The following is a 15,728-nucleotide window of genomic DNA, read 5'->3' as shown; positions in this document are numbered from 1 at the left end:
TTTTTCCCTTAAATATCTTCCTGTTCCCCTTCATCAATCACATCGGAAAGCCGTTCCGTAAATTGCTGTGCAGCATTTACGCCCATTCGTTTTAAGCGGAAATTCATCGCTGCTACTTCAATAATAACAGCGAGGTTTCGTCCGGGGCGAACTGGAACGGTCAGCTTTGTAACCTCGGTGTCAATAATCTTTACTTTTTCTTCATCCAAGCCTAAGCGGTCGTACTGTTTTTTGGAATCCCAAATTTCTAAATCCATGATGAGCGTAATGCGCTTATTACTGCGGACAGCGCCGGCACCGAAAAGCGTCATGACGTTGATAATACCCAAGCCGCGGATTTCCAATAAATGTTCGATTAATCCTGGGGACGTACCAACAAGGGTATCTTGGTCCTCTTGGCGAATTTCTACACAATCGTCGGCTACAAGCCTGTGTCCACGCTTGACAAGTTCGAGCGCTGTTTCGCTTTTTCCGACGCCGCTTTTTCCAGTAATCAGCACGCCTATTCCATACACATCCACTAATACACCGTGCACCGCCGTCGTTGGCGCAAGCTGACTTTCTAGAAAATTCGTTAACCGGCTTGAGAACCGCGTCGTTTTCATGCTTGTCCTAAGGACAGGGACGGATTCACGTTCCGATGCTTCGATTAGCTCCACTGGAACTTCGATATCCCTGGTGACAATAATCGCTGGGGTAATATCGGTGCATAAGCGTTCCATTCTTGAAATTCGTTCGCTTTCAGGAAGCTCTTCGAAAAAGGATAGTTCTGTCTTCCCTAACAGCTGGATGCGCTCAGCTGGATAAAATTCAAAATACCCGGCAATTTCAATTCCCGGCCGTGAGATATCACTCGTGGTAATCGGGCGATTGATGCCCTCTTCCCCACTGACCAATTCAAGATGAAATGTATCTACTATATCTTTGGTGCTTACTTTTGGCAAGAAGCTTCCTCCTCAACGCGGACTAATTTTTTTCACTATCTCTTATTTTAGCATTTTTTGACTAAGAACCAAATGGAAAAACAATTAAAAAAGGTACACACTAATAAGTTGCAGTGTGCACCCGGACATTTATCGTTTTGATTTCCTTGATGGCTCGAGAATGGTTTTTTGAATGACTAAGTTGAAGAGTGACATCAGCACCGCAAAAAACAAGGCCATTCCGAAGCCATGAATCTCGAACGACGATCCCATCAGCCAATCCGTCAGTTCAAGCGTGATGGCATTGATGACAAATAAAAACAATCCCATCGTTACTATCGTTACCGGCAGGGTAAACAAAATCAGGAGCGGGCGCACCAGCACATTTAAAATGGATAATAAAATGCTCGCCTGAAATGCGGCCATAAACCCTGTTAAGTAAAAGCTTTCGTGAAAATAACCCGCAAGTGCCATAAACAAAACTGCATTAATCAAACATCCAATCAGCCATCTCATTTTCTCTAGTCTCCTAGTTATTCTTCAAGTGATTTTTGAATTGAAATCGACCCTGTTTTTGTATCAGCGTAGATCCTTACCATTTTATCAGGATGGTTGACGGATTGGAAGCGAAGCGATTTCTGAATCATTTCACTTTTCTCCTCCAGCACCTGAACGCCGACAAGATTCAAATTAAAACCGCCCAGATTGGTCTTAAACTCGCCATTGATAGGCGCGCCCTCTGGGACAAGCAAATCAATGCCGCCCGTTGTGGCTTTTGCTTGAAGTAATTCGGCGCGGCTGCCAGTTAATTTGCAGCTGATATTTCCGTTAAAGGACTGCGTTTCAACTTGTTTAAAATCACCTTCAAGCTTTATTGCGCCGTTAATGGTTTCTGCCTCAAGGTCATCGAATTGGCTGTTGGTCATGTTGATTTTTCCGTTCGCTGTTTCAATCTCTGCTTTCGTTCCGTTCAAACGATTAAGACTGATTTTTCCATTAGCGGTTTTCACCCGCAGGTCATGAACATCCATTTCTTCACCTGTAACAGCGCCATTGAACATCCGAATGCGCACCCGCTCATATTGAGCTCTTGGCACAAGAATGATAGCTTCCACCTTCATCCATTTCTGCTGGGTCATAAACCGTAATTTCCGGTTGTCGGCGGAAAAATTCACGTCTCTTAAAAAGTTTTGCCGTGCCTGATCCTGGTTGTCGACTCGGTAAACCTTCGCCTGGCACTCAATCCTGACGTCCGGCTGATCCCAGGCCGCAATCTTAACGGAACCGTTTGCGACGTCAATGTCCAGATCCTTTAGATCGACGTCCGCTTGGTGAAAGATATGGGAAATATCAACTGATTGTCCGAAGTTCAAGTCAAAATCCAAATCTTTTATTTTTTTCAAAGCGCTGTCGACAAAGTCAAAAATCTTATCCTTTGTCGATTGGTATTTCGCCTGGAAAGGCTCTTCCTTTTTCGCTTCCTCAAATTGAACGGCCGTTGACAGCTCATTCACAATTTGCTCCTGCTTCTCTTCCATCGTCTTCTGTGCTTTTTCGAGTTCTTCCAGCAATGTTAAGGCTTCGTCAACTGGCAGCTTGCCTTCTTCCACCATTTTTAAAATGCGTTTTCGTTCCTCTTTCATGGTCTCCACCTCAAATATAAAATTTTTCTCTCTTAAAGCTTATTCAGCTGTTAGGACCTTTACGCCTTTTACAATATTCCAAATGAGAACAACAATCCAAATCAGTATTAACACGACAATACTTATAAAGGTAAAAGCAGGAAGCTGATCTGGCAAGCTGGCAAAATCATACCATACAGCAACAACAATCAGCGGTGTCGGGATCAATGGAATTAAATGCGATATTAGTGATTTCTTCGCATGAGTTTTTGTCACTTCGTCCCCTGTTGCAAAGTAGACAACCAATGGAAAAAGAAACCCTGCGAAAAAAATACTAAAATAGCACAAACTTGAAAGTACCTTTCTTGTATCCATATCGTTCATCACCTCTATCCTATATTTACGGAAGGGAAAGCTGAAGGTTTCAGTTTTTTTAAATTATAAATCAGCGCGGTAGGTTCGGTATTTATTTTCAAAAAACTTTTGCAAGCCATCTGCGAACAAATTAAAGGTGTAAATCGTCACGGCAATCGCGCCAATTACGGAAAACGGTATCCATTGATAGGTAAAGATATCCGCCGTAATTTTTTCAAACATCGTAGGCCATGCAAGGGAGGTATTAACAACTTCATAGGCCCCCAACTCATTCGTGATGAACGTATGGGTTACATAAACATGGACAATTCCCAGCTGTGCGAGCAGGAAAAGCACCCTGCCTATATCATTGACGATTAATATTATCAGATGCGGTATCACGACAGGCATATAATAGTTTTTAAACAGCCGAAACGGCGTGCCGCCAGCGACAATTCCCGCTTCAATATATGGGCGTTTCTTTGTCTCCTTCATATTTTGCAGGATAATCTCTGCCACCCTTCCCGTTTCCAGCATCGCAATCACAAGAATGACCCACAATCCTCTTTCCTTGGAAAAGAAGATCAGCGGCAGTGTCACGAAAAAGGTAACAAAAAAGATTGGCGGCATAAAGGAAAACAGCTGCTGCCAGCCCTGCAGTATTTTTTCCAGTAGTTTCGAATAAAATCCGCCAACAGCTAACGGGATGGCCAATACGTAGCGGATGACAACGACAAGGATGACGGTGGTCAATGTTTCTTTCGCCCCCATAATGATCAGGCTGAGAACATCAACGCCTTTATGATTACTGCCTAGCGGGAATCCTTCTCTCGGTGGAATCGGCGGAAGGATGAAGGCTCCTGTTTCGGTTTTGATCACACCATGTTGCTTTAAATGGTGATCGACAAACGGCAAAGATGGCCCAGCGAACACAACAATCAGTAAAACTAGTAAAAAGAGCGAACTTATCCAAAGCTTCCAATTCTTCAATTCTATTCATTCCTTTCCAACGGCGATACCATGCCTTTTGCGATTTCACTAAGAACCTTCGCCAGAAAAATTACAGCGGTAAAGAGGATAACATATCCTGCAGCCGGGTAAACCGCTATTGAGAAGTCCTGACCTACCATGAAAGCTTTCGGTGATGTAACCGTTTCGTAAAAAAAATAGGCGGCGCCCCGATAATTCGTTAAGAATTCGACGATGAATAAGTTTGAGAGCGCATATAGAGTAATCGTATTTGTATGGCTCAAGATTTTGACAAAACAATTTTTTAAGACGTGGCGGTACAATACCTTAAAGGAGGACGTCCCTTTGGAAAAGGCGGTCCGTATGTAATCCATTCCCTGCTCGTCACGGATGCTAAAAAAAGTAATATTAGCTATGTAAAATAACGGATAAATCGCTAAGAAGATAATATCCAAGATGACAACACTTGGCTGGTCGCTGCCGTAAACAATAATATGGGGAAGCAGGCCGGCCTCAAAGCCTTCCATAATTAGCAGCTGCAAGGCAATGATCAAAAATAAGTCAGGAATCGAGAGGAAGAATCTTGTTGTATGGACCCCAAACAGCTTCCCTCTTCGATTGCGAATCCGGTAGTCGAAAACACCTTTGGCGATGCCAAGGAAAAAGCCTAGGAATAGGGCGGGAATGGTAATCAGCATGCTTTTTTGGAAGGTGCGCCAAATATTTTCTGTAAGCGAGATCCCATTATAAACGGTGCCAAGGCCTTTATTTTCCTTAAGATATTGAAAAAATTGCTTAAATTGGTCAATATGGGCGTTGAGTGAATAATTGTAGGTCGCGCCTTTATACATGCCTCCCGCCCCGATATCATAGGCAGCTGTGCGTGGCAGGAATAACAATGTCAGAAACAGCATAATGGTTATCAGCCATAATAGAGTCTGATGAAAAATATTTCTGAAAATCATCTCTTCATCTCCTTTTTTTGGAATCTCCTACTATTCTACTAATATTTCAAAATTATTTCAATTTTGCGAATGAGATTACATAGGAAATGACCTTTTTTTAAAAAGCGGCATGGGATTTCGCCAACTTTTTGGATTAATCTCGCCAAACTGGGGGCGGATCCCGCCAAACTTAGCATTTATTCCGCCAAACTACTTTTTTAGCCCCCTGGTCATTGCTAATTCCGCCAAAAATGGTTCGGATTTCGCCAACTTTTAGATTAATCTCGCCAAACTGGGTCTGGATTTCGCCAAATTTTAGATTAATCTCGCCAAACTGAGTCCGGATTTCGCCATCTTTTGGATTAATCTCGCCAAACTTGGCACGGATTTGCCAAACAGGTGTCAGGTCTCGCCAAACTTAGCCCGGATTTCGCCAACTTCACAATTGATACCGCCAAAGCCTCTATTCCCCGAACCTCCATAAAACCAGGTATTATTACCTAGGTACTTCAGACTAAATTCAGATTCCCACTGTGAAAACTGAATAAACCTTGTCCCTTATTCATAGTGTAAAGGGAATTTACTTTTAACTATTTTTTGCTTTGGAGGGGGTTGTATTGATTTCATTTCGTAATGTCAATAAACATTACGGTAGTTTTCATGTTTTAAAGGATATTAGTTTAGAAGTGAATCAAGGCGAGGTTGTAGTCGTCATTGGTCCCTCAGGCTCTGGAAAAAGTACGATGCTTCGCTGCATCAATCGATTAGAAACCATTACCGACGGCGAACTGGTTGTAGGCGGTATCCAAGTGCATAGTAAACAAACCGATATAAATGATCTCCGCAAAAATATCGGGATGGTGTTTCAGCATTTCAACTTGTATCCTCATAAAACAGTTTTGGAAAATATTACGTTAGCTCCCATTAAAGCACTCGGTCAGGATGACAAAAAGGCGCATGAAACGGCAATGTTCTACTTAGAAAAAGTCGGTATTCCTGAAAAGGCAAATTCCTACCCATCGCAACTATCAGGAGGACAGCAGCAAAGGGTTGCGATTGCCAGAGGGCTGGCAATGAAGCCGAAGGTCATGCTTTTCGATGAACCCACCTCCGCTTTAGATCCCGAGATGATAGGTGAAGTTCTCGAGGTAATGAAGCAGCTTGCAATCGAAGGGATGACGATGGTGGTGGTCACCCATGAAATGGGCTTTGCTCGTGAAGTAGCCAACCGGGTCGTCTTTATGGATGAAGGAGAAATTGTTGAGGAAGGAAAGCCTGCCGAGTTTTTTGCCCATCCACAGGCTAAACGGGCGCAGCTCTTTTTAAAACGTGTATTAAATCATTAATTATAAAGGGGGAAAAATGGTATGAAGAAGTGGTTATTTTTTGGAGTCATATTTACTTTAATCGCAGCCTTGATGGCTGGTTGCGGGAAGTCGTCCTCAGGCAGTGAAAGTGACGGCACTTTAGGAAAAATTAAGGATCGCGGAAAGTTTGTCGTCGGGGTCAAATATGACACGTATTTATTCGGCTACAAAGATCCGCAATCAGGTAAGGTCGAAGGCTTTGACGTCGATATCGCAAAGGCCCTTGCAAAGAAAATACTTGGCGATGAAAAGAAAATTGAATTGGTAGAGATTACGTCCAAAACGCGGATACCGATGCTGAAAAACGGCGATATTGATGCGATTATCGCAACGATGACGATTACCGAGGAGCGAAAACAGGAAGTAGATTTCTCAGATGTGTATTTTGATGCCGGCCAATCGCTGTTAGTGAAAAAAGGCAGTGCCATTAAAAGTGTCGATGATTTGAAAAAAGGAACAAAGGTATTAGCCGTTAAGGGGGCAACTTCTGGAGCAAACGTTAAAAAGGCGGCGCCTGAAACAGAGCTATTAGAATTTGAAAACTACGCCGAAGCATTCACAGCATTAAAGTCCGGTAAAGGCGATGCCCTAACGACTGATAACTCGATTCTTTATGGGATGGCGGCGCAAGATTCCGATTATGAAGTGGTCGGCGGTACCTTCACTGAAGAACCTTACGGAATTGCGATGACAAAAGGAGATAAAGAATTTGTTGACTATGTAAATAAATTTTTGAAAGAGTTAAAGGATAGCGGCGAATACGACAAAATGAAAGCGAAGTGGATTAAAGAGTAGGATTTTCATAGAGGATGGGATAAAGGATCCCATCCTTTGATGAAAGGAGAGAGAAAATATGCTTAATTTCTCCATTTTAACAAAATACTTTGATTTGTATTTCCAAGGCTTTCTGACGACGATTGAAGTCAGTATTATTGGCCTTATATGCAGTTTTATCCTAGGGGTTATCGTGGCTGTGATGAGAATTGCCCCCCTCCGAATCTTAAACTGGATCGGGACCTGTTTTGTCGAGTTTATCCGGAATATTCCCCTCATTCTTATTGTGTTTTTCTTTTATTACGGGCTAAGTAACTATATCAATTTAAGCGGCTTTGCTGCCGGAACGATTGGTCTGACGATTTATACAGCTGCTTTTATTGCCGAGGCAGTACGTGCCGGGATTCAATCCGTTGATAAAGGACAAATGGAAGCCGCCCGCTCTTCCGGACTAACGTATATTCAAGCGATGAAACACATTGTACTGCCCCAGGCGATTAAAATTGTCATTCCCCCGATTGGCAATCAATTTATTAATCTCGTTAAAAACTCGTCGATCTTAGGCCTTGTCGCAGGGATGGAATTGATGTATTTTGCCGATTATGTTCATGAGAAGACATGGATATCATTTGATACGTATATTTTTGCAGCGCTGTTTTATTTAGTGTTAACAATCCCATTGAGCTTTTTTGTCAATCGTTCAGAAAAACGACTGGCAAGAAGCTATTAAAAGGGGTGATGAGCAATGGACTTTATTGGAGCGTACTCTGTCGGAAACCTTAGCTATTTACTAAAAGGCTTTTTGATTACCCTCGAAGTCGCAGTCATTTCGATTATTTTAAGCTTTGTGATTGGCAGCTTGTTAGGAACACTCAGATATGCTAAAATTCCCGTTTCGTCAAAGATAGTGGCAGTGATTGTCGAGACGATTCGGAATTCACCTTTATTACTAATCATTTTCTTCAGTTATTTTGGATTGCGGGAAGTGGGCCTAAAGCTAGAGATCATGCCTGCAGCCATCATGGCGTTAACGATTTTTGAATCAGCGATGATTTCTGAAATCGTCAGAAGCGGATTGAACTCGATTGAAAAAGGGCAAATCGAAGCGGCAAGATCTTCTGGGTTAACCTATATCCAAACGATGTGGCATATTATCCTGCCGCAAGCGTTAAAGCGGATGATTCCGCCGCTGGTAAGCCAGTTTATTTCCTTATTAAAAGACACATCATTAGCTGTCGTCATCGCATTACCGGAAATGCTCCACAATGCGCAAGGGATTTACAACGGAAATGTCACCTATGTAATACCAATTTTCATTTTAGTCGCATTGATTTATTTCATTGTCAACTATTGTTTATCACTAGTGGCCAGGGCATTGGAAAAACGGTTGGATACCAATCAAAAAGACGGGAAAAATGGAAACAGGAGAATTCGAGCTGCATCCTTATCCGGCTAGTCTCCACTATAAAAAAAGCTAAAACGCGAAGTTTTAGCTTTTTACTGTCATTTCTTTCTCTTCAATTTGCTGTTTCATTCGTAAGCGGTCACGCTCGAGGATCGGTTTTAAGTATTTGCCGGTATAAGATTCAGGGACTTCCGCGATCTTTTCCGGTGTGCCAGTTGCAACAATTGTCCCACCTTTGTCTCCGCCTTCAGGTCCTAGGTCGACAAGATAATCTGCAGCCTTGATGACATCGAGGTTATGCTCGATGACCAGTACGGTATCGCCATTTTCCACTAAACGCTGGAGAACAACAAGTAATCGCGAAATATCATCAACATGGAGACCGGTTGTCGGCTCATCTAAAATATAAAATGATTTTCCGTTCGAACGGCGGTGCAATTCAGAAGCAAGCTTGACGCGCTGGGCTTCCCCACCGGATAGTGTAGTCGCCGGCTGGCCAAGCTTGACATAGCCAAGGCCGACATCCAAAATCGTCTGCAGCTTACGGCTGATTTTCGGAATGTTTTCGAAAAATTCGACGGCTGCTTCAACAGTCATATCGAGGATATCAGAAATATTTTTTCCCTTGTACTTCACTTCCAGTGTTTCACGGTTATAACGATGCCCATGGCACACTTCGCACGGAACATATACATCAGGTAAAAAGTGCATTTCAATTTTGATGATCCCATCGCCGCGGCACGCTTCACAGCGTCCGCCCTTGACATTAAAGCTAAAGCGCCCCTTTTTATAACCGCGCACCTTCGCTTCATTTGTCGAAGCAAACACATCACGAATATCATCGAACACACCGGTGTAAGTTGCCGGATTGGAACGCGGTGTCCTTCCGATTGGCGACTGATCAACATCGACGACTTTTTCCAGATAATCGATGCCTTTGATACTCTTATGTTCCCCTGGCTTCGTTTTCGCATGATGAAGCTTTTGCGCCAGTGATTTATGAAGAATCTCGTTGATTAGTGTACTTTTTCCTGATCCGGATACACCAGTAACGGCGATAAACATCCCAAGCGGAATCTTGACATTGACATTTTTTAAATTGTTCTCGGATGCGCCTTTGATTTCAATATAGCGGCCATCCGCTTTGCGGCGTTCCAGTGGCAGCGGGATGAATTTCTTTCCCGACAAATATTGCCCGGTTAGCGAATTTGGGTCCGCCATTACTTCAGCAGGTGTTCCGGCCGAGATAATTTCACCGCCGTGGATACCGGCACCTGGTCCAATATCAATCAAATAATCCGCCGCAAGCATCGTATCTTCGTCATGCTCGACAACAATTAATGTGTTGCCGATATCACGCATGCTTTGCAACGTGCCAATTAAGCGGTCATTATCACGCTGATGAAGTCCAATCGACGGTTCATCTAAAATGTATAATACGCCTGTTAATCGTGAACCGATTTGGGTGGCCAAGCGAATTCGCTGTGCCTCCCCTCCCGAAAGCGTCCCAGCTGTACGGCTCAGCGTTAAATAATCGAGTCCGACATTTACTAAGAAGCCAAGACGCTCACTAATTTCACGAAAGATCAGCTTCGCAATTTGCATTTCTTTTTCCGAAAGCTTTAATTCGGCGAAAAATTGCTTCGCTTCTTCAATTGAAAGGTCTGTCACATGGGCAATATGGTGGCCATTGATCAGGACCGCTAATGTTTCCTTTTTCAAGCGGTAGCCTTTACAGGATGGGCATGCTTTTTGCCCCATGTATTTCTCCATTTGCTCACGGATATAATCGGAGCTTGTTTCCTTGTAGCGGCGCTCGACATTGCGGATGACGCCTTCGAATTCAATATTCCCTTCACGGATTTGGCCAAAATCATTCTCATAACGGAAGTATATTTTTTCGCGGCCGGAACCATAGAGAACTTTTTCTAACAGATGCTCGGGAATATCCTTAACAGGAATATTCATATCCACGCCAAAATGATTGCATACCGCCTCCAATAGCTGCGGGTAATATTGCGAGCTTGTCGGCTCCCATGGGGCAATCGCATGCTGTTTTAAAGTCAAATCCTTATTAGGGATGACGAGATCCACATCCACTTCTAGCTTGGAGCCAAGTCCATCGCACTCCGGACAGGCACCAAAGGGACTGTTGAACGAAAACATCCGCGGCTCCAGTTCTCCGATCGAAAAACCGCAAATAGGGCAGGCATGGTTTTCACTGAACAACAGCTCTTCTTCGCCGATCACATCGACAATGACCTTTCCTTCGCCAAGCTTTAGGGCCGTTTCTAGGGAATCGGCAATCCTGGCGGAAATCCCCTCTTTGACGACAATCCGGTCAACGACCACTTCAATCGAGTGCTTTTTATTCTTTTCGAGTTCAATCTCATCCCCGATGTCGACCATTTCTCCGTCGACACGAACACGGACAAACCCTTGCTTTTTAATGTCTTCGAAGACCTTGACATGTGTTCCTTTACGACCGGAAACAACCGGGGCAAGGATCTGCATTTTCGTTCGTTCCGGATATTCGAGAATCCGGTCGACCATTTGCTCAATCGTTTGTGAAGAGATTTCTATTTTGTGTATCGGGCAAGTTGGATGCCCAACTCTGGCAAATAATAAGCGTAAATAATCATAGATTTCTGTCACCGTTCCGACGGTTGAGCGCGGATTCCGGCTTGTTGTCTTTTGATCAATCGATATCGCTGGGGATAACCCCTCAATCGTGTCGACATCCGGCTTATCCATTTGGCCGAGGAATTGCCGGGCGTAGGCAGACAGTGACTCGACATAGCGGCGCTGCCCTTCGGCGTAAATTGTATCAAACGCGAGTGAGGACTTTCCAGACCCGGAAAGTCCGGTTAAGACAACTAGCTTATCTCTCGGAATTGTGACATCAATATTTTTCAAATTGTGGGCTCTGGCGCCTTTCACAATCAATTTTTCCATCGCCATCTGTACGTCATCCTTCCGCTTTCAGCTCTAAAATTAAATCACGAAGCTCTGCGGCACGTTCAAAATTAAGTGCCTTCGCTTCAAATTTCATTTCTTTCTCCATATTCGCAATCAGTTTCTCTTTTTCCTTTTTGCTCATCTTGCCAAACGAAGCGGCTGGTGTGTATTGTTCCTGATCCTCAGCTGCATGAGTGGCTCGGATGACATCGCGGATTTCTTTTTGAATCGTCATTGGGGTAATTCCATGTTTCAGATTGTATTCCTCTTGTATCAAACGGCGCCGCTTCGTTTCGCTAATCGCCAGTTCCATCGAATTGGTGATTTTGTCGGCATACATGATGACGTGACCATTAGAATTACGGGCAGCACGGCCAATCGTCTGAATTAACGAACGTTCCGAACGGAGGAAGCCTTCTTTATCGGCATCTAGAATTGTAATCAGCGATACCTCTGGAATATCCAGCCCTTCACGGAGAAGGTTGATTCCGATGAGAACGTCGTATTTTCCCATGCGGAGCTCACGGATAATCTCAATTCGTTCGAGCGTCTTCACTTCTGAATGCAGGTATTGGACCTTGATGCCAATTTCCTTCAAATAATCGGTTAAGTCCTCGGACATTTTTTTCGTTAAGGTCGTGACAAGGACTCGTTCATTTTTCTTTACCCGCTCGTGGATTTCACCAATCAAGTCATCTATCTGGCCCTCAATTGGACGGACTTCAATCGTTGGATCGAGCAGGCCAGTCGGGCGAATGATTTGCTGAACCATTTCTGGCGTGTGTTCCAATTCATAAGGACCCGGTGTTGCCGAAACAAAGATGGCATTATGAACGTGCTTGTCAAATTCATCGAAGGTGAGCGGCCGATTATCGAGCGCTGATGGCAGCCGGAAACCGTGGTCGACAAGCACCTGTTTCCGCGCTTGGTCGCCATTGAACATCCCTCTTACTTGCGGCAGGGTGACGTGCGACTCATCGATGATCATCAGGAAGTCTTCCGGAAAATAATCGAGCAGTGTATATGGCGTTGATCCCGCTGGTCTTAGGGTTAGATGGCGCGAGTAATTCTCAATTCCCGAGCAAAAGCCCATTTCGCGCATCATTTCAAGATCGTAACGAGTCCGCTGTTCAATCCTTTGTGCTTCAAGCAATTTATCTTCAGCACGGAGGACGGCAAGCCGTTCTTCGAGTTCTTTTTCAATATTCTCAATCGCAACGCGCATCTTCTCTTCTCGGGTAACGAAGTGGGAGGCCGGGAAAATCGCAACGTGTTCTCGCTCAGCCATGATTTCACCTGTAAGAGCATCGACTTCACGAATGCGATCGATTTCATCACCGAAAAATTCCACCCGCATGCAATGCTCATCACGTGAAACGGGGAAAATCTCAACGACATCGCCGCGGACTCGGAATGTCCCCCGCTTAAAATCAATATCGTTTCGTTCATATTGAATATCTACTAAGCGATGAAGCAGCTGGTTGCGTTCAATTTCCATTCCAGTTCTTAGTGACAGCACCATCTCGCGGTATTCTTCCGGCGAACCGAGACCGTAAATACAAGATACGGAGGCAATAATAATGACATCCTTGCGCTCGAATAAAGAAGAAGTCGCCGAGTGGCGCAGTTTGTCAATCTCATCGTTGATACTGGCATCTTTTTCAATGAATGTATCGGTCTGTGGCACATATGCTTCAGGCTGGTAGTAATCATAGTAACTGACAAAATACTCAACGGCATTGTTTGGAAAAAATTCTTTAAACTCGCTATATAGCTGGCCGGCGAGCGTTTTATTGTGGGCAATCACTAATGTCGGTTTGTTTACCTCTTTTATCACGTTTGAAACGGTAAATGTCTTTCCCGTACCGGTCGCACCAAGAAGTGTTTGATGGCGCTTGTTTTGCTTGATGCCTTCGACTAATTGCCTGATGGCTTCCGGCTGATCCCCTTGTGGCGAGTACTTTGAAATTAATTCAAATTGATCTTTCACAAAAAGTTTCCTCCCCATAAAATAAATCACTTTTCAGCTTAATAACCTTGTTAATGTGGACCGGGATAGTGCCGGAAAGTGTGCTGCAAAATTTCATATTAACATTCTACCACATTCACCCAAAAACAAACCAACAATATGCGAACTAGCATTCGATTTTTTTAAAAGAACCAGTCTGTGTTAAAGCGCCTTGTTGATTTTGGGCACAATGTTGATTGGAGTGGAAGGCGCGAGACTCCTGCGGGAGCAGCGGGACAGGTGAGACCCCGCAGGCGCNAACATTCTCTCACAGCCAAAAACAAAAAAGCCTGCCGCAATTCGACAGACTTAACAAATCCTAGCTTCTTTTCACCGCTCGCTGCTTCATTTTTGCCGCCATCCAGAACCCAGCGGTTAAGGAGAAGGCGTCAATCACAATTAGAAGAAAAGAGCCGGTATAACCTTTATAAACAGACGCTGCAATAAGGGCAACGGTTAAAACAAGACCGATAATTCGATTGTAAGTGACCCGTGTAAACAACAAAACTAGTAACCCCGGCATAATAAAGGCTGACAAGTATCTAATAACATCTAACAATCGGTCCACACCCATTCAAAGATTTCTGTTAATTCATTCTAGAAATTAATGACTAAAATTGCAACAAAAAGACTTCGGCTCTATTATTTTTCAATATTGATAGCAGTGGTGTGTTGCTGGGATGCAATGCTAACGAGCACAAATCCTAGCAATGAGAGCACAATTGGCACCACTACAGTATGGAGCCCGAAGGCGTTCGGATAAAAACGGTCTAATAGGATGTAGGAACCCATCCCTAGAATCATCGATGTGATGGCGCCATATTTATTGCTTCTCCGCCAATACAGCCCCATGATAACAGGCCAAATAAAGACGGACTCCAAGCCGCCGAAAGAAAATAAATTAAGCCAGACGATTAAATCAGGCGGACTTAATGCCAACAGAATGACGAGGATTCCAATAATCGCCGTAACACTGAAACTGACCTTTTTCACATGGTACTCCCCGGCATTGGGCTTTATGTAATTCAAATAGACGTCCTTGACTAATGCTGAACTGACGAGGATGAGCAGGGCATCGACCGTCGACATAATTGCTGCCATTGGCGCCGCCAGGACGATGCCGGCAACAAACGGCGGCAGCACTTTCATCGACAGCAATGGCATGACGGTATCACCAATTTTGATACCAGGAAGCACCGGCCTTGCGAACACACCAATGAGATGCATGCCAAGCATAATAAAACCGACAACAATTGTTCCAATAATGATGGCACTATGCATCGCTTTTGAGTTTTTATACGACATCGCTCGTACGGTAATTTGCGGCAGCCCAACAACACCGATCCCGACTAATATCCAGAACGAAGAAACATAAGCAGGCGTTAATGTTCTCTCGGCACCAAACGGGCTGATTAAATTCGGATTTTCCGCAGCTAAATCGGCGATGATTCGCGGGATGCCGCCGCCTGCTTTAATCGTCGCCACCAACAGGATCAGCGTCCCGAGAAACATAACGACACCTTGGACAGCATCGGTAAGGGCCACGGCTCGAAAACCGCCGATAATGACAAAGGCGAGAACGGAAAAGGCAAAAATTAATAGGGCCACTCTGTAAGGCAGCCCGGTTAGGGATTCAACAAGCCGTGCCCCGCCAATCCACTGCGCTGCCATTGATGAAAACAGAAAAATGATAATACTTGCCGCAGATAAAAGGACAACGGTTTTACTTTTATAACGCTCTTTTAGAAAGTCAATTAGAGTGATCGCTTTATACTGACGTGCCACAATTGCGAATTTCTTTCCCAGCACCATTAACGTGAAATAACCGGTTGCTAATTGGGCCATCGCCAGCAGGACCCAGCCTAAGCCTTGGGTGTAGGCAATCCCCGGTCCTCCGATAAAACTTGAGGCACTGCCATAGGTCGCAACCATCGTCATAGCGAGGATAAAGCCGCCCATTTGCCGTTCACCTAAAAAATATTCCTCGAGAAAGGAATTAGATTTGAGGACGAACTTGTTTGACCAAAAGCCGACGGCAAAAATAATCATGAGGAAGAGTATCAAAGGTGTAATGACCGCCCAATTCATTTGCTCTCCTCCTCTTTCTCTTCAAAAGGAACTTCTTTAAACAGAAATTTAACGGTCATAATGACGAGAATCACCATAACCACAAAGCCAGCAATGCAGCTGTAAAAGAACCATGCCGGCAGCCCGAATATGTAGGTATAGTTTTGGACATCGGTTGAACCAAGGCCATAGGCAAAGCCATACCACCAAATAAAATTAATCAAAACAAGAATAACCCCGATCAGGGCTTCCCTGTGGGCAATCTTAAAACGCTTGTCCAGCGGTTTAGCTGTTTTTTTCAACTGGACCTCCTCCTCGTTTCCCAACTACGTTATTT

Annotated in this window: 15 protein-coding genes; 4 read left to right on the top strand and 11 right to left on the bottom strand. The window is 44.2% G+C overall.

Annotated features, from left to right (window positions below):
* Positions 1-8 precede the first annotated feature (8 nt).
* The 6 genes from hprK to AA980_RS08360 form a co-directional block, all read right to left on the bottom strand.
* Complete coding sequence (gene hprK / locus AA980_RS08385; RefSeq protein WP_024029118.1) at positions 9-944, bottom strand: HPr(Ser) kinase/phosphatase; 936 nt, start codon at positions 942-944, stop codon at positions 9-11.
* A 129-nt stretch (positions 945-1,073) separates the two neighbouring features.
* A complete protein-coding gene (locus tag AA980_RS08380; protein WP_024029119.1) occupies positions 1,074-1,439 on the bottom strand; it encodes a phage holin family protein in 366 nt (121 codons plus the stop codon).
* A gap of 17 nt (positions 1,440-1,456) precedes the next feature.
* Positions 1,457-2,566 (bottom strand): DUF4097 family beta strand repeat-containing protein, encoded by a 1,110-nt coding sequence (locus AA980_RS08375; protein ID WP_024029120.1) that lies wholly within the window; start codon positions 2,564-2,566, stop codon positions 1,457-1,459.
* 39 nt (positions 2,567-2,605) lie between these two features.
* On the bottom strand, positions 2,606-2,920 hold the full coding sequence (locus AA980_RS08370) for a DUF4870 domain-containing protein (protein WP_024029121.1): 315 nt from the start codon (positions 2,918-2,920) through the stop codon (positions 2,606-2,608).
* A 63-nt stretch (positions 2,921-2,983) separates the two neighbouring features.
* Positions 2,984-3,889 carry an ABC transporter permease subunit gene (locus tag AA980_RS08365; protein WP_024029122.1) on the bottom strand — a complete coding sequence of 302 codons (906 nt, stop codon included), beginning with the start codon at positions 3,887-3,889 and terminating at the stop codon, positions 2,984-2,986.
* A gap of 2 nt (positions 3,890-3,891) precedes the next feature.
* Positions 3,892-4,833, bottom strand: coding sequence for an ABC transporter permease subunit (locus AA980_RS08360; protein WP_024029123.1), 942 nt, complete (start codon positions 4,831-4,833; stop codon positions 3,892-3,894).
* 596 nt (positions 4,834-5,429) lie between these two features.
* Here AA980_RS08360 and AA980_RS08355 point away from each other — a divergent pair.
* Genes AA980_RS08355 through AA980_RS08340 form a run of 4 tightly spaced genes read left to right on the top strand, consistent with a single transcriptional unit; the run spans position 5,430 to position 8,409 of the window.
* Positions 5,430-6,158, top strand: a complete 729-nt coding sequence (locus AA980_RS08355; RefSeq protein ID WP_024029124.1) for an amino acid ABC transporter ATP-binding protein — start codon at positions 5,430-5,432, stop codon at positions 6,156-6,158.
* Positions 6,159-6,179: 21 nt separating this feature from the next.
* On the top strand, positions 6,180-6,974 hold the full coding sequence (locus tag AA980_RS08350; protein ID WP_024029125.1) for a transporter substrate-binding domain-containing protein: 795 nt from the start codon (positions 6,180-6,182) through the stop codon (positions 6,972-6,974).
* 58 nt (positions 6,975-7,032) lie between these two features.
* Complete coding sequence (locus tag AA980_RS08345) at positions 7,033-7,683, top strand: amino acid ABC transporter permease (RefSeq protein ID WP_024029126.1); 651 nt, start codon at positions 7,033-7,035, stop codon at positions 7,681-7,683.
* Positions 7,684-7,698: 15 nt separating this feature from the next.
* A complete protein-coding gene (locus AA980_RS08340) occupies positions 7,699-8,409 on the top strand; it encodes an amino acid ABC transporter permease (RefSeq protein WP_024029127.1) in 711 nt (236 codons plus the stop codon).
* 33 nt (positions 8,410-8,442) lie between these two features.
* On the opposite strand, the gene uvrA is transcribed toward AA980_RS08340, so the two are convergent.
* The 5 genes from uvrA to AA980_RS08315 form a co-directional block, all read right to left on the bottom strand.
* The gene (gene uvrA, locus AA980_RS08335; RefSeq protein ID WP_024029128.1) at positions 8,443-11,319 is read right to left on the bottom strand and encodes an excinuclease ABC subunit UvrA; all 2,877 of its coding nucleotides are present in this window, start codon (positions 11,317-11,319) and stop codon (positions 8,443-8,445) included.
* Between the two features lie 7 nt (positions 11,320-11,326).
* Entirely contained in the window at positions 11,327-13,306 is a 1,980-nt protein-coding gene (gene uvrB, locus AA980_RS08330; RefSeq protein WP_024029129.1) for an excinuclease ABC subunit UvrB, read from the bottom strand.
* A 337-nt stretch (positions 13,307-13,643) separates the two neighbouring features.
* Positions 13,644-13,883, bottom strand: a complete 240-nt coding sequence (locus AA980_RS08325) for a CsbA family protein (protein WP_024027059.1) — start codon at positions 13,881-13,883, stop codon at positions 13,644-13,646.
* An 83-nt stretch (positions 13,884-13,966) separates the two neighbouring features.
* On the bottom strand, positions 13,967-15,412 hold the full coding sequence (panF, locus tag AA980_RS08320) for a sodium/pantothenate symporter (RefSeq protein ID WP_024027060.1): 1,446 nt from the start codon (positions 15,410-15,412) through the stop codon (positions 13,967-13,969).
* The gene (locus AA980_RS08315; protein ID WP_024027061.1) at positions 15,409-15,693 is read right to left on the bottom strand and encodes a YhdT family protein; all 285 of its coding nucleotides are present in this window, start codon (positions 15,691-15,693) and stop codon (positions 15,409-15,411) included. The genes panF and AA980_RS08315 overlap by 4 nt, the downstream gene beginning before the upstream one ends.
* Positions 15,694-15,728 lie beyond the last annotated feature (35 nt).

The sequence above is a fragment of the Neobacillus vireti genome (assembly GCF_001026695.1).
GTDB classification, from domain to species: Bacteria; Bacillota; Bacilli; order Bacillales; family Cytobacillaceae; genus Neobacillus; species Neobacillus vireti.
The sequence above is the reverse complement of the archived record's forward strand: the minus strand, read 5'-3'. Positions and strand labels throughout refer to the sequence as shown.